The sequence below is a fragment of the Pseudonocardia abyssalis genome (assembly GCF_019263705.2).
GTDB classification, from domain to species: Bacteria; Actinomycetota; Actinomycetes; order Mycobacteriales; family Pseudonocardiaceae; genus Pseudonocardia; species Pseudonocardia abyssalis.
The window spans coordinates 2950838-2968510 of sequence record NZ_JADQDK010000001.1 but is presented as its reverse complement, the minus strand read 5'-3'; the positions used below and the strand labels follow the sequence as shown (position 1 = coordinate 2968510).

Annotated in this window: 19 protein-coding genes; 13 read left to right on the top strand and 6 right to left on the bottom strand. The window is 74.5% G+C overall.

Annotated features, from left to right (window positions below):
* Positions 1 to 10: 10 nt before the first annotated feature.
* The gene (locus tag I4I81_RS14410; RefSeq protein WP_218604903.1) at positions 11 to 508 is read right to left on the bottom strand and encodes an amino-acid N-acetyltransferase; all 498 of its coding nucleotides are present in this window, start codon (positions 506 to 508) and stop codon (positions 11 to 13) included.
* A gap of 45 nt (positions 509 to 553) precedes the next feature.
* On the opposite strand from I4I81_RS14410, the gene rimO reads away from it, so the two are divergent.
* The 4 genes from rimO (at position 554) to I4I81_RS14390 (ending at position 4090) form a co-directional block, all read left to right on the top strand.
* Complete coding sequence (gene rimO, locus I4I81_RS14405) at positions 554 to 1987, top strand: 30S ribosomal protein S12 methylthiotransferase RimO (RefSeq protein ID WP_218604904.1); 1434 nt, start codon at positions 554 to 556, stop codon at positions 1985 to 1987.
* Positions 1984 to 2577, top strand: coding sequence for a CDP-diacylglycerol--glycerol-3-phosphate 3-phosphatidyltransferase (pgsA, locus tag I4I81_RS14400; protein WP_218604905.1), 594 nt, complete (start codon positions 1984 to 1986; stop codon positions 2575 to 2577). Before rimO ends, pgsA begins: the two co-directional genes overlap by 4 nt.
* Positions 2578 to 2721: 144 nt before the next feature.
* Positions 2722 to 3105, top strand: a complete 384-nt coding sequence (locus I4I81_RS14395) for a helix-turn-helix domain-containing protein (protein WP_218604906.1) — start codon at positions 2722 to 2724, stop codon at positions 3103 to 3105.
* Positions 3106 to 3283: 178 nt separating this feature from the next.
* Entirely contained in the window at positions 3284 to 4090 is an 807-nt protein-coding gene (locus I4I81_RS14390) for a PspA/IM30 family protein (RefSeq protein WP_218604907.1), read from the top strand.
* Between the two features lie 173 nt (positions 4091 to 4263).
* On the opposite strand, the gene I4I81_RS14385 is transcribed toward I4I81_RS14390, so the two are convergent.
* On the bottom strand, positions 4264 to 5091 hold the full coding sequence (locus I4I81_RS14385; protein ID WP_218616100.1) for a DNA-formamidopyrimidine glycosylase family protein: 828 nt from the start codon (positions 5089 to 5091) through the stop codon (positions 4264 to 4266).
* Between the two features lie 131 nt (positions 5092 to 5222).
* Here I4I81_RS14385 and I4I81_RS14380 point away from each other — a divergent pair, with 131 nt between their 5' ends.
* The 4 genes from I4I81_RS14380 to I4I81_RS14365 are packed head-to-tail and all read left to right on the top strand — an operon-like array spanning position 5223 to position 8768.
* Positions 5223 to 6128: an ABC transporter ATP-binding protein gene (locus tag I4I81_RS14380; RefSeq protein WP_218606225.1), complete on the top strand. Its 906-nt coding sequence runs from the start codon at positions 5223 to 5225 to the stop codon at positions 6126 to 6128.
* Positions 6125 to 6850 carry an ABC transporter permease gene (locus I4I81_RS14375; RefSeq protein WP_218606226.1) on the top strand — a complete coding sequence of 242 codons (726 nt, stop codon included), beginning with the start codon at positions 6125 to 6127 and terminating at the stop codon, positions 6848 to 6850. The genes I4I81_RS14380 and I4I81_RS14375 overlap by 4 nt, the downstream gene beginning before the upstream one ends.
* Positions 6841 to 8136, top strand: a complete 1296-nt coding sequence (locus tag I4I81_RS14370) for a sensor histidine kinase (protein WP_218616099.1) — start codon at positions 6841 to 6843, stop codon at positions 8134 to 8136. The genes I4I81_RS14375 and I4I81_RS14370 overlap by 10 nt, the downstream gene beginning before the upstream one ends.
* Positions 8133 to 8768 carry a response regulator gene (locus I4I81_RS14365; protein WP_218606391.1) on the top strand — a complete coding sequence of 212 codons (636 nt, stop codon included), beginning with the start codon at positions 8133 to 8135 and terminating at the stop codon, positions 8766 to 8768. The genes I4I81_RS14370 and I4I81_RS14365 overlap by 4 nt, the downstream gene beginning before the upstream one ends.
* Positions 8769 to 8823: 55 nt before the next feature.
* Here the strand turns inward: I4I81_RS14365 and I4I81_RS14360 are convergent, their stop codons facing one another.
* Positions 8824 to 9540, bottom strand: coding sequence for a GNAT family N-acetyltransferase (locus I4I81_RS14360; RefSeq protein WP_218616098.1), 717 nt, complete (start codon positions 9538 to 9540; stop codon positions 8824 to 8826).
* 78 nt (positions 9541 to 9618) lie between these two features.
* On the opposite strand from I4I81_RS14360, the gene I4I81_RS14355 reads away from it, so the two are divergent.
* Positions 9619 to 9936 carry a DUF6412 domain-containing protein gene (locus I4I81_RS14355; RefSeq protein ID WP_218605726.1) on the top strand — a complete coding sequence of 106 codons (318 nt, stop codon included), beginning with the start codon at positions 9619 to 9621 and terminating at the stop codon, positions 9934 to 9936.
* 56 nt (positions 9937 to 9992) lie between these two features.
* A complete protein-coding gene (yidC, locus tag I4I81_RS14350) occupies positions 9993 to 10925 on the top strand; it encodes a membrane protein insertase YidC (RefSeq protein ID WP_218605727.1) in 933 nt (310 codons plus the stop codon).
* On the opposite strand, the gene I4I81_RS14345 is transcribed toward yidC, so the two are convergent.
* Both I4I81_RS14345 and I4I81_RS14340 read right to left on the bottom strand, forming a co-directional pair.
* Entirely contained in the window at positions 10926 to 12071 is a 1146-nt protein-coding gene (locus I4I81_RS14345; RefSeq protein WP_218605728.1) for an SAM-dependent methyltransferase, read from the bottom strand.
* A gap of 11 nt (positions 12072 to 12082) precedes the next feature.
* The gene (locus I4I81_RS14340; protein ID WP_225924580.1) at positions 12083 to 13972 is read right to left on the bottom strand and encodes a flavin-containing monooxygenase; all 1890 of its coding nucleotides are present in this window, start codon (positions 13970 to 13972) and stop codon (positions 12083 to 12085) included.
* 110 nt (positions 13973 to 14082) lie between these two features.
* On the opposite strand from I4I81_RS14340, the gene I4I81_RS14335 reads away from it, so the two are divergent.
* The 3 genes from I4I81_RS14335 to I4I81_RS14325 are packed head-to-tail and all read left to right on the top strand — an operon-like array spanning position 14083 to position 16999.
* A complete protein-coding gene (locus tag I4I81_RS14335) occupies positions 14083 to 14724 on the top strand; it encodes a nitroreductase family protein (RefSeq protein WP_218606192.1) in 642 nt (213 codons plus the stop codon).
* Entirely contained in the window at positions 14721 to 16232 is a 1512-nt protein-coding gene (locus I4I81_RS14330) for a class I adenylate-forming enzyme family protein (RefSeq protein WP_218606193.1), read from the top strand. The genes I4I81_RS14335 and I4I81_RS14330 overlap by 4 nt, the downstream gene beginning before the upstream one ends.
* Positions 16229 to 16999: a TetR/AcrR family transcriptional regulator gene (locus tag I4I81_RS14325; RefSeq protein ID WP_218616097.1), complete on the top strand. Its 771-nt coding sequence runs from the start codon at positions 16229 to 16231 to the stop codon at positions 16997 to 16999. Before I4I81_RS14330 ends, I4I81_RS14325 begins: the two co-directional genes overlap by 4 nt.
* A 3-nt stretch (positions 17000 to 17002) precedes the next feature.
* Here the strand turns inward: I4I81_RS14325 and yidD are convergent, their stop codons facing one another.
* Positions 17003 to 17602 (bottom strand): membrane protein insertion efficiency factor YidD, encoded by a 600-nt coding sequence (gene yidD / locus I4I81_RS14320; RefSeq protein ID WP_218616096.1) that lies wholly within the window; start codon positions 17600 to 17602, stop codon positions 17003 to 17005.
* Positions 17603 to 17673: the final 71 nt, after the last annotated feature.

The following is a 17673-nucleotide window of genomic DNA, read 5'->3' as shown; positions in this document are numbered from 1 at the left end:
CCGACCGAGGCTACAGCCGCAGCAGCATCCGCACGTTGCCCAGCGTGTTCGGCTTGACGTGCGCGAGATCGAGGAACTCCGCGACGCCGGCGTCGTAGGAGCGCAGCATCGCGGCGAACACGTCGGGCTCGACGGGCGTGCCGTCGATCTCGGCGAACCCGTGCCGCGAGAAGAACTGCTTCTCGAAGGTCAGCACGAACAGCCGCTCCAGGCCCAGCTCGCGAGCCCCGTCGATCAGGGCGCGGACCAGCGCGTGCCCGACACCCCGGCCCAGCACCCGCGGGTGCACCGCGACCGTGCGGATCTCGCCGAGGTCCTCCCACAGCACGTGCAGTGCGCCGCAGCCGACGACCTGGCCGTCCACCTCGGCGACGAGGAACTCCGGCACCGACTCGTAGAGGGTGATGATCTCCTTCGCCAGCAGCACGCGCCCCGCGTACGCGTCGACCAGGTGCTTGATCGTCGAGACGTCGGACGTGCGCGCCCGCCTCACGAGAACGGCCGTCATGACGGGTGAGCGTAGGCGGCGCGGGCGCCGCCGTAGGCTGGGGGAGTGTCCGCCCCGCGTCGTGCCGCCCTGCTCACCCTGGGCTGTGCCCGCAACGAGGTCGACTCGGAGGAGATCGCCGGTCGGCTGACCGACAGCGGGTGGGAACTGGTCGACGCCGACGACGGCGCGGACGTGATCCTGGTCAACACCTGCGGGTTCGTCGAGCAGGCGAAGAAGGACTCCATCGACACGCTGCTGGCCGCCTCCGACGCCGCCGACGGCGCGAAGGTCGTCGCCGTCGGGTGCCTGGCCGAGCGCTACGGCAAGGAGCTCGCCGACCAGCTCCCCGAGGCCGACGCGGTGCTCGGCTTCGACGCCTACCCCGACCTGGCCGCCCGCCTCGGCGACATCCTGGGCGGCCACGCCCCCGCGCCGCACGTGCCGGTCGACCGCCGCACGCTGCTGCCGATCTCGCCCGTCGAGCGGCCCGCCGCGTCGGCGTCGGTCGAGGTGCCCGGCCACGCCTGGATCCCGCGCGCCCGGCTGACCGACGGCCCGGTCGCGAACCTCAAGCTGGCCTCGGGCTGCGACCGCCGCTGCACGTTCTGCGCGATCCCGTCCTTCCGCGGATCGTTCGTCTCCCGGCCGCCGGACGACGTCGTCGCCGAGGCCGCGTGGCTCGGGATGGAGGGTGTGCGCGAGCTGTACCTCGTCAGCGAGAACTCCACGTCCTACGGCAAGGACCTGCCCGGCGGCACCCGCGCGCTGGTCCGGCTGCTGCCGCGGCTGACGCAGGTGCCCGGGATCGACCGCGTCCGGGCCAGCTACCTGCAGCCCGCCGAGATGCGGCCCGACCTCATCGAGGTCATCGCCTCGACGCCCGGCGTCGCGCCGTACTTCGACCTGTCCTTCCAGCACGCCGCGCCCACCCTGCTGCGCCGCATGCGCCGGTTCGGCTCGCGCGCCGACTTCCTCGACCTGATCGCCCGGATCCGCGCTCTCGCGCCGGAGGCCGGGATCCGCAGCAACTTCATCGTCGGGTTCCCCGGCGAGACCGACGAGGAGTTCGCCGAGCTGGAGGCGTTCCTGTCCGAGGCGCGGCTCGACGCGATCGGCATCTTCGGCTACTCCGACGAGGACGGCACGGAGGCGGTGTCCCTCGACGGCAAGGTCGCGGCCGAGGTGATCGCCGAGCGCGTCTCGCGGATCTCCTCGCTCGCCGACGAGCTGATCGACCAGCGCGCCGAGGACCGGATCGGCACCGAGGTCGAGGTGCTGGTCGAGGTGGCCGAGGACGCCGACTTCGAGTGCACCGGCCGCGCGGCGCACCAGGCGCCCGACGTCGACGGCGAGTGCGTGTTCGAGCGGGGATCCGGGCTCGCGGTGGGCGACCTGGTGAAGGCGGTCGTCGTCGGCACCGAGGGCGCCGACCTGGTCGTCTCGGCGGGGGAGCACATCCCGCGCAGCAACCTCGCCCGTGCGGGGAGCGCGGGGTGACCTCCCGGCCGACGGGTCCGCCGCCGGTGCTCAACATCGCCAACGTCCTCACCGGCATCCGGCTGCTGCTCGTCCCGGTCTTCCTCGCCGCACTGCTCACCGCCGACGGCCTGAGCGTCACCTGGCGGCTCACGGCGTTCGGCGTGTTCGCCCTCGCCTCGATCACCGACAGCCTCGACGGCGACATCGCGCGCCGCCGCGGGCTGGTCACCACGTTCGGCACGATCGCCGACCCGATCGCGGACAAGGCCCTCACCGGCTCGGCGCTGATCGGGCTGTCGGTGCTCGGGATCGTCCCGTGGTGGGTCACCGTCGTGATCATGGGGCGGGAGCTGGGCGTCACGTTGCTGCGGCTGCTGGTGCTGCGACACGGCGTCATCCCGGCCAGCCGCGGCGGCAAGGCCAAGACCGCCCTGCAGACGCTCGCGATCGGGCTCTACCTGCTGCCGCTGACCGAGCTGCTCGGGGCGTCGGCGACGGTCGACGTCGTCCGCGTGGCGGTGCTCGCGGCCGCCGTCGTGCTCACCGTCGTCACCGGCCTCGACTACGTCCTGCGCGCCGCGCGCCTGCGGTCGGCGTCCACCACCTGAGACGCGCACCCGGGCGCGTGTTCGCCGTGGGCGGACGCGACCCGGCCGGTCGGTCCGGGGCGCATCCGCGGGGAACTCGGTACGGTTGACCCACGGCCGGACCCCGGCCGCCCGTGTGGTCGTCGATCGGAGGATGCCGTGCTGATGCGAGAGGCGATCGGTGGCAGCCTCCGCCGGGCCCGGACGGACCGGCGGCGCACGCTGCGCGAGGTCTCCCGGCGCGCGCGGGTCAGCCTGGGGTACCTGTCCGAGGTCGAGCGCGGGCGCAAGGAAGCCTCCAGCGAACTCCTCGCCGCGATCTGCGAGGCCCTCGACCTCTCGCTGTCCGACCTCCTCGGCGACGCCGCGGAGGTCCTCGCCGCCGCCGCGTTCGAGGTCGCGGGCCCGTCGCGCCGCCCCGTCGGGCTGCGCCACACCGACCTGCGCATCGCCGGGGTCGACGAGCCCGCCGCACCCGTCGGGATGCCGCTGGCGCCGGTCACAGCGCCGATCACGCTCCCGCAGCCGGTCGCGCGCGCCGCCGCCTGATCCCCGGGGGCGCTAACCTGGATCTCGGGGACCGCCCCGACGTCGAGGTCGGGATCTTCCCCGATATCGTCGGCGTCCGGTGGAAGCCGGGCGGTGTGCAGTGCCACGATGGGGCGCAGGAGCGCACCGGCGGCCGGATCGGACAGCGCGTACACGGCACCCGGAGGTAGCGGAAGAGATGGCCAACCCGTTCGTGAAGTCCTGGAAGTACCTCATGGCGCTGTTCTCGTCGAAGGTCGACGAGTACGCCGACCCGAAGGTCCAGATCCAGCAGGCCATCGAGGACGCCCAGCGCCAGCACCAGGCCCTGTCGCAGCAGGCCGCCGCCGTCATCGGCAACCAGCGCCAGCTGGAGATGAAGCTCAACCGCCAGCTCGGCGACATCGAGAAGCTGCAGGCCTCCGCCCGGCAGGCGCTCGTGCTCGCCGACCAGGCCCGTGCCTCCGGTGACGAGGTCAAGGCCGGGCAGTACGAGCAGTCGGCGCAGGCGTTCGCCACGCAGCTCGTCACCGCGGAGCAGTCGGTCGAGGACATGAAGACGCTGCACGACCAGTCGATCCAGGCCGCGGGCCAGGCGAAGCAGGCCGTCGAGCGCAACGCGATGATGCTGCAGCAGAAGATCGCCGAGCGCACGAAGCTGCTCAGCCAGCTCGAGCAGGCGAAGATGCAGGAGCAGGCCGCGGCGTCGCTGCGGCAGATGAGCGAGCTCGCCGCCCCGGGCAACACCCCCTCGCTGGAGGAGGTCCGGGAGAAGATCGAGCGCCGCTACGCCAACGCGCTCGGTGCGGGCGAGCTGGCCCAGAACTCGGTGCAGGGCCGGATGATGGAGGTCCAGGCGTCCACGGCCGACATGGCCGGGGCGAGCCGCCTGGAGCAGATCCGGGCGTCGCTGCACGGCACCCCGGTCGCGGGCGAGGTCACCGCGGCCCCGACCCCGGCCGCCACCCCCCAGCTCGGCAAGCAGCAGCAGCCCGGCACCGCCTGATCCGGACGCCCGACGGCGCCCCTCCCCGACCCGGGGAGGGGCGCCGTCGCGTCGGTCCCGTCCCCACCCCGGCGAGTTTGCCGCCGCCGCCCGGCGAGTTTGCCGCCGCCGCCCGGCGAGTTTGCCGCCGCCGCCCGGCGAGTTTGCCGTCGCTGTCCGGCGGGTCGGCGGGGTCAGCGTCGGCGGGCCGGGCGGCGGGTGGGGGCCGGGGCGGGGCCGGGCTGGCAGGTCGGGCACCAGTAGGCGATGCGGGCGTAGACGCTCTCGCCCTGCTCGGCGACCAGGATCCGGGTGCCGCAGCGCCGGCAGCGCTGCCCGCCCCGCTCGAACACCCAGTGCTGCGCGCGGCCGAGCTCCCCGGTCGTGGACTGCTCGGGGCGGTCGGCGTTGCGCAGCAGCAGCTCGCGCGACAGCGCGATGACCGCGGCCGGGTCGTCGACGTCGCGGGTGAGCGTCCACGGGGAGATCCCGCGCAGGAAGCAGACCTCGGTCTTGTAGAGGTTCCCCACCCCGGCCATGACGCGCTGCTCCAGCAGCACCGACCCGACCTCCGACGCGCCGCGGGCGGTGAACCGGCGCAGGGCCTCGGCGGCGTGGGCGTCGGACCACTCGGGGTCGAGCAGGTCGGGGCCGAGGTGCCCGACCAGCCGTGACTCGTCCGCGGTGGGGAGCAGCTCCATGTCGTGCAGGGCGAACCCGACGGCGACGCGCTCCGCGGTCGCGAGCACCGCGCGGGCCTCGTGCGCCGGGCGCTGCCAGGACATGCCCGGCCGGTAGAGGTGCCACGATCCGTCCATCCGGAAGTGGCTGTGCAGGCTGCGCCCGTCGTCGAAGCGGGTGAACAGGTGCTTGCCCACCGACGCGACGCCGGTGACGGTGCGCCCGGCCAGGTCGTGCTCGACCAGCCGCGGGTGCCGCAGCTCCCCGCGCACGAGTTCGTGGCCGGTGAGCGCGGTGCGCAGGCGCTTCCCGGCGAGGTAGACGGTGTCACCCTCGGGCATCGCCCGAACCTATCCGCAGCCACCCGCTCCCGCCCGTCCGCAACGGCCCGGGGGCGGGGTCCACCGATCGGTGGACGGGGTCCCGCCCCGCGGTCGATCCGGCGCGGGCCGCCGCGCCCGACCATGGGGTCATGGCCGTCATCGAGGTCCGGGACCTGCACAAGCGCTACCGTGACCACACCGCCCTGCACGACGTCTCGTTCTCCGTCGAGGAGGGGGAGATCTTCGGAGTGCTCGGGCCCAACGGCGCGGGCAAGACGACGGCGGTGGAGTGCGTCGCGGGACTCCGCGTCCCCGACTCGGGCTCGGTCTCGGTGCTCGGGCTCGATCCGCAGCGCGACCGCGCCGCGCTGCACGAGGTGATCGGCGTCCAGCTCCAGGCGGGTGAGCTGCCCGACCGCCTGCGGGTGCGGGAGGCCGTCGAGCTGTTCGCGTCCTTCTACCCGGCACCGGCCGACCCGGACGAGCTGATCGACCGCTGGGGCCTGGCCGCCAAGCGCCGCACGGCCTACGCGCACCTGTCCGGCGGGCAGCGGCAACGGCTGTCGATCGTGCTCGCGCTGGTCGGGAACCCGCGCATCGCCGTCCTCGACGAACTGACGACCGGGCTCGACCCGCAGGCCCGGCGCGACACCTGGGCCGCGGTCGAGCAGATCCGCGACGCCGGCGTGACGGTCGTGCTGGTCACCCACTTCATGGAGGAGGCGCGGCGGCTCTGCGACCGCCTCGCCGTGCTCGACGCCGGACGCGTCGTCGCGCTCGACACCCCGGCCGGTCTGGTGGCGGCCCTGCCGGGCGGCCAGCGGCTGCGGTTCCGGCCGACGGCCCCGTTCGACGACGCGCTGCTCACCGACCTGCCCGGCGTCGAGTCCCTGGTCCGGCGCGGGGAACGCGTCGAGGTGAGGGGCAGCGGCGACCTGCTCGCGGCCGTCACCTCGGCGCTGGCCGCCCACCGGGTCGTCGCGGCCGACCTGTGGCTCGACCACCCCGACCTCGACGACGCCTTCGTGGCCCTGACCAGCAAGGAACCGGCATGATCACCCTCGTCCGCACGGAGCTGAGGCTCTTCGCCCGCGACCCGATGAACGCCCTGTTCGGGATCGTGCTGCCGTCGCTCGTCCTGGCCGCGCTCGGCGCGGTCCCGGCTCTGCGTGAGCCCGCCGAGGTCTTCGGCGGACTGCGGTTCACCGAGTACTTCGCTCCGTCGCTGCTCGCGGTGAGCATCGCCGTGCTGGGGGTCCAGGGGTTCCCGGTCGGGCTCGCGACCTACCGCGAGAAGGGGATCCTGCGCCGCCTCGCGGTGACCCCGGTCCGGCCGGTGGCCGTCCTCGTGGCGCAGCTGCTGATCAACATGGCGGCCGCGGTGCTGGGCGCGCTGCTGATGGTGGTGGTCGCCGTCGTCGTGCTCGACGTACCCGCGCCGCGCCACCCGTTCGCGTTCGCCGTGGCGCTCGTGCTCGGCACCGCGGCCGTGTTCTCCCTGGGCCTCGTCGTGGCCGCGTTCGCGCCGAAGGCCCGTACCGCGACCACGATCGGCACCGTGCTGTTCATGCTCACCCAGTTCTTCGCGGGGGTGTACCTGCCGAAGTTCCTGCTGCCCACGTCCGTCGTCACGATCGGGGAGTTCGTGCCACCGGGGATCGGGGCGTTCGCGGACGCGTGGACGGGTGCGGGGCCCGACCCGCTGCGGCTCGCGGTGATGGCGCTGATCGCGCTGGTGTGCACGGCGCTGGCGGCTAGGTTCTTCCGGTGGGAGTAGGCGAGCAGCGCTACGGCCGCATCGACGCGGCCGTCGGCCGCTACGTGCCCTACGTCGGTCTCGCGATCGGCGCCGCGCTGACCCCACTGGTCGTCACGGCGACGCCGGTGCAGTGGCTGGTGACGGCCGGGTGGGTGGCCGCGGCGGTCGCGTGGTCGGCGGTGTTCACGTTCGGACCGCTGCGCGGGGTCGAGGGCGAGGGCGGGGCCTGCCACCGGGGGGAGCCGGCGAGCCGCCCCGCGCTGGGCGCCGTCTACGTGGCCGGGTTCGTCGTGCTGATGGCCGTGCTGGTGGTGAGATCGCCGTTCTTCGCGTTCTCGGCACTGGCCGGGTACGCGCACTCCTGGGAGTACCTGCGCGGCCGGTGGCGCTTCGTCGGGATCTCGGCGGTCGGGGTGCTCGCGGCGTACGGGCAGCTCGGCGGCCCGTTCGTGGAACTCACCCCCGTGGTGCTGGCCGGCTGGGCGCTCGTCGCGGTCCTCAACGCCGGGTTCGCGAGCCTGTTCACCTACATGAACTCGCTGACGGTGGACCAGTCGCTGCGGCGCGGGGAGGTCATCGAGGAGCTCCACGAGACCAACCGCCGCCTGGCGGAGACCCTCGAGGAGAACGCCGAGCTGCACGCCCGCCTGCTCACCCAGGCCCGCGAGGCCGGGATCTCCGACGAGCGGGCGCGGATGGCGCGGGAGATCCACGACACGATCGCCCAGGGGCTGACGGGCGTCGTCACGCAGCTGGAGGCGGCGGGCGCGGCCGGGGGCGACGCCCACACCCGCCACCTCGCCACCGCCGCCGCGCTGGCCCGCGAGAGCCTGACGGAGGCCCGCCGCTCGGTCGCCGCGCTGGCTCCCGGCCGGCTCGCGGACGCGCAGCTGCCCGATGCCGTGGCCGACATGGCGAAGGCGTGGGCGGAGACGGCGGGCGTCGACGTCCGGGTCGAGGTCACCGGCGAGCCGCGGGCGCTGCTGCCCGACATCGAGGTCGCGCTGTTCCGCGTGGCGCAGGAGGCGCTGGCCAACGTGGGGCGGCACGCGGGCGCGACCCGCGCGGGCATCACCCTGTCCTACATGGACGACGTGGTGGTCCTCGACGTCGTCGACGACGGGTGCGGCTTCGATCCCGCCGCCGTCACCGGCCCGTCGGAGGGGTCGGGCTTCGGGATGGGGGCGATGGAGCAGCGGGTGCGCCGGGTGTCGGGCATGCTGGAGATCGAGAGCACGCCGGGGGAGGGCACCGCGGTGAGCGCGAGCGTGCCGGCCATCCCGGTGCAGGAGGAGGGCACGTGATCCGGGTGCTGATCGTCGACGACCACCCCGTCGTCCGCGACGGGCTGCGCGGCGTCATCGACGGCGAGGCCGACATGTCCGTCGTGGGTGAGGCGGGGCACGGGGCCGAGGCGCTCGCGCGGGTGGAGTCCGGCACGGGCGTCGACGTCGTGCTCATGGACCTGCGGATGCCGGTGATGGACGGCGTCGACGCGATCCGGGCACTGCGCCGCGCGGCTCCCGCCACCCGCGTGCTCGTGCTCACCACGTTCGACGCCGACCGCGACGTCCTGCCCGCGATCGAGGCCGGCGCCACCGGGTACCTGCTCAAGGACACCCCGCGCGACGAGCTGCTGCGCGCGGTCCGCGCCGCCCACCGGGGCGAGGCGGTGCTGTCGCCCGCGGTAGCCGGACGGCTGATGGGGCAGGTCCGGACCCCCTCCACCGAGACCTTGAGCGCGCGGGAGATGGAGGTCCTGCGGTTCGTCGCGGACGGGTCGACGAACCGCGAGACGGCCCGGGCGCTGTTCATCAGCGAGGCGACGGTGAAGACGCACCTGCTGCACGTCTACGCGAAGCTCGAGGTGCGCGACCGCGCGTCCGCGGTGGCCGCCGCCTACCAGCGCGGGCTCCTCCCGACCGACCCGCGCTGAACCGGTCCCGCGCGTTCCCCGGGCCCGCGCGGGACCCGGCCCGGCGCGCGAACGGTCAGTCCGGCACCGGCACCCCCACGGCCCACAGCACACCCTCGCCCGCGGTGACGAAACCGAGCCGGGCGGCGACGGCGCGGCTCGCGCGGTTCGGCGGCGAGGTCGTCCAGCTCGGGATCCGGCCCCGGGCCCGGATGTCGTGCACGAGCGCGGCGGCGCACGCCGTGGACAGGCCCGCGCCGCGGTGCGCCGGGTCGGTGACGACGCCGACGTCCTCGTGGTGCGCGCCGACGTAGAACGGGACGGCCACCGACACCACCCGCCCGTCGTGCACCACCGCCCGCGCGACGCCCGCCGCGGCGAGCCGGGCCGGCCCGCCCCATGTCTCGTGGATCCACGCGCACCCCGGGTCGAGCGCGGCGAGTGCTCCGGCGTCGGCCGGTCCGAGGAGCCGGGCGGTGGAGCGGGGGACGGGCACGCCGGGCGGCAGCTCGGCGAACAGGCGGGGCCATGCGGCGGGCGCGCCGAGCAGCGGGGCCCACTCCGGGGCCGCGTCGACGAGGCCGGTGACGCCGCGCAGGTCGTCGGCGGTGAGGGCGTCGGGATCCCCGGCGAGCGCGTGGTTGCCGCCGGGCAGCTCGACGTGCACCGCCCGCGGGCCCGGCCAGCGGTCCACCCGGATCCGCCCGACGCCGGTGGCCGCGGCGTGGGCGTGGATCAGCGGCCCGGGGCGCTCGGGCGGGAGGAGGGTGCGGGCGTCGAACACGGTGAGCACGGGGTCACGCTGCCCGCCCCGCTGGACGGGGGCCAGCGGTTTCCGCCGGTCACCGGCACAGCCGGTACCGTGAATCCCATGCACGGCTTCTGGGCGCGGGTGAGCGGGTTCGTCCTGCTCGTCTCCGCGCTGTTCGGGGCCGTGCTCGTCGACGCCGGCCTGCTCGACGCGGGCCCCGCCGAGACCGGGTCGCTGCTGATCGGGGCCGTCGGCGCGCTGCTGCTCGTCTGGGGCGTCGCGCAGCCCGGCCCGTCGGTCGACGTCCCCGGGCCGGCCGCCGCCGCCCGCGACCGCCGCCGCGCGATCGCCCGCCGCGCCGCGCCCCGCCAGCACGACCCGGACGCCGCCGGGCACACCCGCTCCCGAGCCCCGTCGGAGACGTCACCGGCGGTGTAGCGACGCTCCCGCCGGACACGTGTCCCTCGTCCCGGCTGCCTCCGGAGTGTCCCACCGTGCTCGATCCCGTCTACTACACCGTGTCCGCCGTCATGTGGGTGTGGCACCAGCTGTTCGCGTTCCTGCTCGGCCCCACCAGCGGCCTGGGCTGGGCGCTGTCGGTGGTGTTCCTCGTGCTCACCCTGCGCGCCGTCATGATCAGACCGTTCCTCGCGTCGGTGCGGTCCGGCCGCGCGATGCGCGCGCTCGCCCCGCAGGTCGCGCTGCTCAAGGAGCGCCACGGCGACGACCGCGCCGCACTGGCCCGCGCCACCCAGGAGCTCCAGCGCGAGCACGGGGTGAGCGTCGTCGGCGGCTGCCTGCCCGCGCTGCTGCAGATCCCCGTGTTCATCGGCCTGCTGCACGTCCTGCACGGGTTCAACCGGCCCGGGCTGACGTTCGAGCAGAACTCGACGATCGCCAACTACGTCTTCCCGCCCGACGACGTGCGCTCGTTCCTGCAGGCCCGGCTGTTCGGCGCGCCGCTGTCGTCGTACCTGTCGATGCCGCAGGACCTGCTCGACTCCTTCGGCGCGCACGTCGACCGGTGGGAGGTCGCGGCCGTCGCCCTGCCGCTGATGGTGATCGCGGCCGTCGCCACGCACTTCACCGCGCGCCACTCGCTCGCCCAGCAGACGACCCCCACCGGGCCCGCCGCGTCGATCATGCGCGCGACGCCGTGGATCTTCCCGCTCGGGGCGCTGGTCGGCGGCCTGTTCTTCCCGTTCCCCGTCGCGATCCTGCTGTACTGGCTGACGAACAACGTGTGGACGCTGGTGCAGCAGCGGATCGTGTTCAGCCGCCTCGGACCCGTCGCGCCCCTGCTGAAGGCGCTGCCGAATCCGGTGCCCGTCGCGGTGGCCGCCGCCCCGGCCAGGATCCCCGGGTCGAAGCCGACGAAGCCCCGCAGGAACTCCTCGGGCCACAGGCCCAGCCGCAGGCGCCGCTGATCACCAGCGCCGCAGCACGTGCAGCAGGAACTCCTCGTCGACCACGGAGACCAGGAGCTCGAAGCGCGGGTCCTCCAGCAGCACGCGGTGGGCCGCCGCCCCGTCGCGCGGGGCCTCCGCGGGCCAGCCGTCCCAGTGCACCAGCACGACGTCCCCGCCCAGCTCGAGGGCCGCCGCGAGCCGGTCGACGACGGCGGCGAGGTCGTCGTCGGAGAGGTAGTAGAGGACCTCGGAGAGCACCGCGAGGTCGATCCCCGCCGGGAGGGCGGCGGGGTCGGGCAGGGTGAGCCGGGCGACGTCGACGTGGCCGGGCACCGCCGCGGTCGTCTGCGCGACGGCGGAGTCGGCGAAGTCCGATGCGCTGATCCGGTCGCAGCGCGCGGCGAGGTCACCGGTCAGGGCGCCGGTGCCGCACGCGGGCTCCGCGGCGTGCCGGTAGCGCTCCGCGGGCAGGCAGGCCAGCACCATCGCGCGTTTGCGGCGCTCGTACCAGGCCGTGCGGGTCTCCCAGGGGTCGCCGACGCCGCGGGCGTACAACTCGTCGAACCGCGCGCGCGGAGCTCCGGACGAGCGGGGGTACCGGAACACGACCTCCGTGCCCGCCTCCCGGACCGCCACCGCACCGAGGCAGGCCCGGGCCCGGCGCTTGGCCGCGCGCACGTCGGCGTCGAGGGGATGGGTGTAGGCGTGCTCCCACGGGACGCCCGGGTCGTCGGCCGCCATCCGCTCCCAGGTGCCGGCGGGGTAGCCGAAGCCGAACGCGGTGACGGGGGCCGCGTCCGCCGCGGCCCGCCCGGTGGCGGCCTGGTCGGGATGCGGGTCGCCGGTCCACGGGGCGAGGTAGGTGTCGGCGTCGCGCAGGAGCGGGACCAGTGCCGCGGTGAGCCCGTCGCCGCCCAGCCCGAGGCGGTGCACCGGTACCCCGCCCAGGCCGATCGCCGCCAGCGCACGGTCGAGCCCGTCGGGCCCCGCCCCGGTGGCGACGACGAGCTCCACCTGTCCGCCGGTGTCCAGCACCGCGCGCAGCAGCCCGCCGACGGCGAGCACCCCGTCGTCCGGGTGGGCGGCGACGACCACCACCCGCCCCAGCGCGGCCGGGTCGATCGGTGGGGGAGCCGGGCGACGGTCCGTCGAGGGTGACGTCACGGGAGAGGAAGCTACCCGGCCGGCTCGGTGACGAAGTCGGCCCAGTCGACCTGCCGCGTCATCGTCCAGTAGTCGACGATCCGCCACGGCAGCGTCGTGACGACCCGACCGGCCGGATTGCGGTACCAGTTCCGCATGCCGGGGTGGGTCCAGATCATCTGTTCGTGGGCGGCGTCCTGGCGGGCGGCGTAGTCGGCGTGGGCCTCCGGCCGCACCTCGACCGCGCCGATCCCGTTCGCCGCCATCGTGCCCAGCGCGTCGAGGATGAACCGCATCTGGCACTCGATGACGGTGAACTGGCTGCCGCCGTGGCCGAGCGCCGTGCCGGGCCCGTTGGTGAGGAACAGGTTGGGGAACCCGGCGACCGCGACGCCGAGGTAGGCGTCCGGGTCGTCGTCGCCCCACAGGTCGCGGATCGACACGCCGTCACGGCCGCGGACGTCGAACGGGAGCTGCAGGTGCGCCTCGAACCCGGTGCACAGGACGACGACGTCGGCGTCGTGCTCGGTGCCGTCGGCGGCCCGGACCCCGGCGGGGGTGAACGCGGTGACGGGCTCGGTGACCAGGTCGACGTCGTCGCGGCGCAGCGCGGCGAACCAGCCGTTGTCGAGCAGCATCCGCTTGCCGAACGGCGGGTAGTCGGGCAGGGCCTTGGCCAGCAGATCCTCTCGGCCGGCCAGCTGCGACTCCAGGTAGCGGGTGAAGAAGCGCCGGTGGGCGTCGTTCGCGGCGTTGACGGAGCGCTCCGGGTGCTCCCACTCCGGATCGACCTGCAGCGCCGGGTGCACGCGGTCGTTGACGTTCCAGGCCAGCCGGGTGCGGTACCAGCGCCGGTAGAACGGCACGTGCTCGAGCAGCAGCTTCTTCGCGGCGTCGACCTCGGCGAAGTAGACGTCGTTGGGCGCGGCCCACTGCGGCGAGCGCTGGAACACCGTGACGTGCCCCGCCCGCTCCGCGATCGCGGGCACGATCTGCATCGCGCTGGCCCCGGTGCCGACGATCGCGACGCGCTTGCCGGTGACGTCGAGGTCGTCGGGCCAGCGCGCGGAGTGGACGACCGGCCCGTCGAAGGTGCCCGGCAGGTCGGGGACCTTCGGGCGGTTGAGCACGCCGATCGCGGTGATCACGGCGTCGGCGGTGGTCGTCTCGCCGTCGGCCGTCGTGACCGTCCAGCGTTGGTCGCCGTAGACCGCGGAGACGACCTCGGTGCCGAACCGGATGACGCGCCGCAGGTCGTGTCGGTCGGCGATCTCGCGCAGGTAGCCGAGCACCTCGTCGCGCTTGCCGAAGTGGGTCGTCCACTGCCGCGGCGCGAACGAGTACGAGTACAGGTGGCTGGGGGTGTCGACACCCGCGCCGGGGTAGCGGTTCTCCAGCCAGGTGCCGCCGACGTCGTCGTTCTTCTCCAGCACGACGTGGTCGATCCCGGCCTCGCGCAGCCCGATCGCGGCGAGCATCCCGGACACCCCGGCCCCGATGACGACGACCCGGAACGCACGGGACGCGGCCGGGACCGGCGTGGGCGCGCGGAACCCCATGTCGAGTGCGGCCATCGGCTCGTACTCCGGCGGGACCTCCTCGCCGACGGCGAGGCTCATCAGGTCGAGCAGCGCGTCGCCGGTGGGGGCGGGCACCGCGGGCGGGCGGCCGTCGGACCAGGCCAGCACCGCGTCGACGGCCGCGGCGCACAGCTCGCGCCGCACGTCCTCGGTGAACCCACCGTCGTCGTGATCGTCCATGCCGCGGCTGCGGGTGGGCCGGTACGGGTCGGCCAGCCAGCGCGCGTCGCCGGTGAGCTGGTGGAGCACCGCGACCAGGGTCGGGAGGTTGGCGTGGTCCATCGCCCGGGCCAGCTCGTCCCGCCCTGGCGCGTGCCCGGGGGTCGGTTCCGTCAGCTCCATGGTCCGGCAGCCTAACGGCGGTTAGGCGATTTCGACACCAGGACTCTTGACTACGGGCCCTGTCAGCTCGATTCTGCGGGGGCTACGCCTAACGACGGACAGGAGCGGCAATGGAGCTGACCGAGGTCATGCGAACGACCGGCACCTGCCGGTACTTCCGCCCCGAGCCCGTGCCCGACGAGGTGCTGCACCGCGCGTTCGACGCCGCCCGGTTCGGTCCGCAGGGCGGCAATCGCCAACCCGTCCGCTGGGTGGTGGTCCGCGAGACGGCCACCAAGCAGGCGCTCGCCGACCTCTACCTGCCGTTGTGGAAGGCCTACTTCGACGGCATCGCCAGCGGCGAGGTCAACGTCGGTGCGCTCCCGAAGACCGTCCTGGACGCCGACCACTTCGCCGAGAACCTGGCGACCGTGCCCGCGATCGTCGTCGCGTGCGCCGAGCTCGACGGCCTGCACCCCACCGACACCGGGCTCGACCGGCTCTCGGTCGTCGGCGGCGGCTCGATCTACCCGACGGTGCAGAACCTGTGCCTCGCGCTGCGCAACGAGGGCGTCGGCACCGCGTTCACCACGCTGCTGTGCATCACCGAGCCCGCCGTGCGCGAGCTGCTGTCGATCCCGGAGGGGTTCATCACCGCAGGTCACATCGCGATCGGCTACCCGGAGCGGCCGTTCCCGACGAAGCTGGCACGGATGCCCGTCGAGGACATCGTGTACGCGGAGTCGTTCGACCGGCCCCTGTTCGCGTCGTGACGCTCGCCCCGCAGCACCGCGCCGCGATCGGCCGGGCCACGCTGGGCGACCAGCTCCGCCGCCACGCCCGCACCCGCGGTGACAAGGTGGCCGTGGTCGCCTACGCCCCGGATCGGGTGGAGACGACCTACGCCCAGCTCGACGACCGCGCGAACCGCTTCGCCCGGCTGCTGCTCGCGGCGTCGGTGGTGCGGGGGGACGTCGTCGCGGTGATGGCGCGCAACGGCGTCGACGTCATCGCGCTCTACTACGGCGCGCTCAAGATCGGCGCCGCGCTCACCGTCGTCAACGTCATGTTCGGGGAGCGCGAGATCGCCCGGCAGCTGGACAGTGCGCGACCGAGGGCGGTGTTCGCGGCGGCGGAGTTCGCGCCGCTGCTGCCCGACGCCACCCTCTTCGGCGCCGATCTCGACGCCGCGCTCGCCCTGCTGGAGCCGGGGGAGCCCGACGCCGACGTCGACGAGCACGACGTCGCGATGATCGTCTACACCAGCGGCACCGAGGCCGCGCCCAAGGGCGTGCTCATCCCGCACCGCAACTACCTGATCTCCACCGCGCCCGCGTGGAGCTGGGGGCTGCAGACCGGGCCCGAGGACACGTGGTTGTTCGTCATGCCGTTCTCGACGATCGCCGGGCTCGGCTCGATGACGACGTTGACGTTGATGGGGGCCACGCTCGTCCTGCCCGCGACGGTCGACCCGGCGTCGAGTCTGGAGATCGTCGAGCGCGAGCGGATCACGGTGATCGCCCAGACACCCACGTTCTACCTCGCGCTGGCCTCCGCCGACGGGTTCGGGCCGGACGCCGTCGGCAGCGTGCGCCGGGCGATGACCTACGGCGGGCAGATCGCGCCGGCCGCCGTCTCGGCCTGGTCGACGGCCGCCCCGGACGTGCGGTGGGGCACCTACTGGGGCCAGTCGGAGCTCTCGCAGCTGGGCACGGTCGGCTGGTTCGCGACGATCGACGACATCCCCGGCGGCGGCGACCCGTCGTGGATCGGGAAGCCGGTCTCGCACCTGGAGGTCCGCGTCGTCGACGCCGAGGGGAACGACGCCGAGGTCGGCGAGCTGATCTGCCGGTCGCCGTCGGTGATGCTCGGCTACCACGACGACCCGGAGCGCACCGAGGCCGCGCTGGCGTCGGGCTGGCTGCACACCGGCGACATCGTGCGCGTCGACGCCGAGGGCAACCTGTTCTTCCACGACCGGCTCACCGACATGATCAAGTCGGGTGGGATGAACGTGTCGTCGCAGGAGGTGGAGCGGGAGCTGCACGCCCACCCCGACGTGCTGCGCGCGGCGGTCGTCGGGCTGCCGGACCCGTACTGGTCCGAGGCCGTCACCGCGTTCGTCGTGCCGAAGCCGGGCACCGAGCCCGATCCGGCCGCGCTCATCGCGTTCTGCCGGGAGCGGATGGCGGGGTTCAAGGCGCCCAAGGCCGTGCACCTGGTCACCGAGCTGCCGGTCGACGTCCAGGGCAAAGTGCTGAAACGGGAGCTGCGCCGATGACGGCGCCGGGGTCTGACCCGGACCTGCCGGCGTCGCCCGCCGCGGACGGGCCGCCCGCCGCAACCGTGCGGACCGCGTCCCGGTCCGTCCCGGTCCCGGTTTCGGTCCCGGCCCGGCCCGGTCCGGCCGAGTCGCGGTCCGGCCCGGCCACGTCCCGGGAGCCGGGGCCCGGTCCGCGTGCGCGGCGGGCCGCGCGACGTGCGGAGATCGTCACCGCCGCCGCGCGGATCTTCGCCGACCAGGGCTACGCCGCGGTCGGGATGCGCGAGGTCGCCGAGGCCGTCGGCATCCGCGGCGCGAGTCTCTACCACCACTTCGCGTCGAAGGAGGAGATCCTCTACGCGGTCTGCCTGACCGTCACCGAGGAGCCCAACGCCCTCACCCTCCCCCTGCTGGACGCGCCCGGCACCCCCTCGCACCGCCTCGCCGCGCTCGTCCGCGCCCACCTGCAGCACCTGGACCGGCGCCGGGTCGAGCACATCGTCGGGCTGCACGAGATGGCGGCGCTGAGCCCCGAGCACCGCGCGGTGATCGACGACCACCGACGCTGGTACCAGCGTCGCGTCCGCGACTGCGTCGCCGCCGGGATGGCCGCCGGGGAGTTCGCGGTGCCGGACGCCCGGCTCGCCGCGTTCGCCATCTGCGACATGCTCAACGGCGTCTCGCACTGGTTCCAGGCCGACCGCGAGCTGGACCTCGACGACGTCGTCGAGGGGTACGTCGACCTGGTCGTCGGGCGGCTGCTGGGGTCGCCGGACCACTACTGACCCCTACCGGCCGCACTCCCGGACGCGCCGCGCCGCCAGCACCAACCCGCGGCGCACGCCCCGCTCCTCGACGACGGCCAGTGCGTAGGCGCTGCAGCTCGGCGTCGACGGGCAGCGGGGCGTGAGGCTGGTGAGCCGGCGGCGGTAGAACCGGATCAGGCGGACCACCGCACCCCCGCCGATGTCGGGTAGCACCGCGGCGGCCAGCAGGAGCAGGGTCGAGAGCCGGGTCAGCGAGAGCAGCGTCAGGTTGCAGTCGCACCCGTCGCACCCGTCGCACCCGCTGCCGCCGGAACGGCCCCCGGACGAGCCGGAGATCCCCGACGAGCCCGACCCGCGGGAGCCCCCGCCGCCGCCCCAGCCGTCACAACCCCAGCTGCTGGTCCCGTCGGCACGCCCACCGGAGGTGCGGCCGCTGCCGCGGCCGCCACCGACCGGCACCTCGAACCCCGACCCGGCCTCCCCGACGTCCGCCGCCCCGTCGAGGGCGTCGCCCACGTCCTCCCGCCGCTTGCGGGCCTCCTCCTGGCGCCTGTGCCGCTCCTCCTCCTCGCGCCGCCGCCGCCGCTCCGCCGGGGTCTCCTCACCGGGACCGCGCCGCATACCGCCTCCTCGTCAGGCCGTGTCGGTGCAGAGTGTGTCGCACGCCGGGCGGGAGGGGTCCCCGCGCTCGG

Excerpts from the sequence above, each read along its gene's own strand:
- I4I81_RS14410 (WP_218604903.1), bottom strand. The coding sequence starts at position 508 with ATGACGGCCGTTCTCGTGAGGCGGGCGCGCACGTCCGACGTCTCGACG.
- I4I81_RS14395 (WP_218604906.1), top strand. The coding sequence starts at position 2,722 with ATGCGAGAGGCGATCGGTGGCAGCCTCCGCCGGGCCCGGACGGACCGG.
- I4I81_RS14390 (WP_218604907.1), top strand. The coding sequence starts at position 3,284 with ATGGCCAACCCGTTCGTGAAGTCCTGGAAGTACCTCATGGCGCTGTTC.
- I4I81_RS14385 (WP_218616100.1), bottom strand. The coding sequence starts at position 5,091 with ATGCCCGAGGGTGACACCGTCTACCTCGCCGGGAAGCGCCTGCGCACC.
- I4I81_RS14380 (WP_218606225.1), top strand. The coding sequence starts at position 5,223 with ATGGCCGTCATCGAGGTCCGGGACCTGCACAAGCGCTACCGTGACCAC.
- I4I81_RS14375 (WP_218606226.1), top strand. The coding sequence starts at position 6,125 with ATGATCACCCTCGTCCGCACGGAGCTGAGGCTCTTCGCCCGCGACCCG.
- I4I81_RS14355 (WP_218605726.1), top strand. The coding sequence starts at position 9,619 with ATGCACGGCTTCTGGGCGCGGGTGAGCGGGTTCGTCCTGCTCGTCTCC.
- I4I81_RS14340 (WP_225924580.1), bottom strand. The coding sequence starts at position 13,972 with ATGGAGCTGACGGAACCGACCCCCGGGCACGCGCCAGGGCGGGACGAG.
- I4I81_RS14335 (WP_218606192.1), top strand. The coding sequence starts at position 14,083 with ATGGAGCTGACCGAGGTCATGCGAACGACCGGCACCTGCCGGTACTTC.
- I4I81_RS14325 (WP_218616097.1), top strand. The coding sequence starts at position 16,229 with ATGACGGCGCCGGGGTCTGACCCGGACCTGCCGGCGTCGCCCGCCGCG.
- yidD (WP_218616096.1), bottom strand. The coding sequence starts at position 17,602 with ATGCGGCGCGGTCCCGGTGAGGAGACCCCGGCGGAGCGGCGGCGGCGG.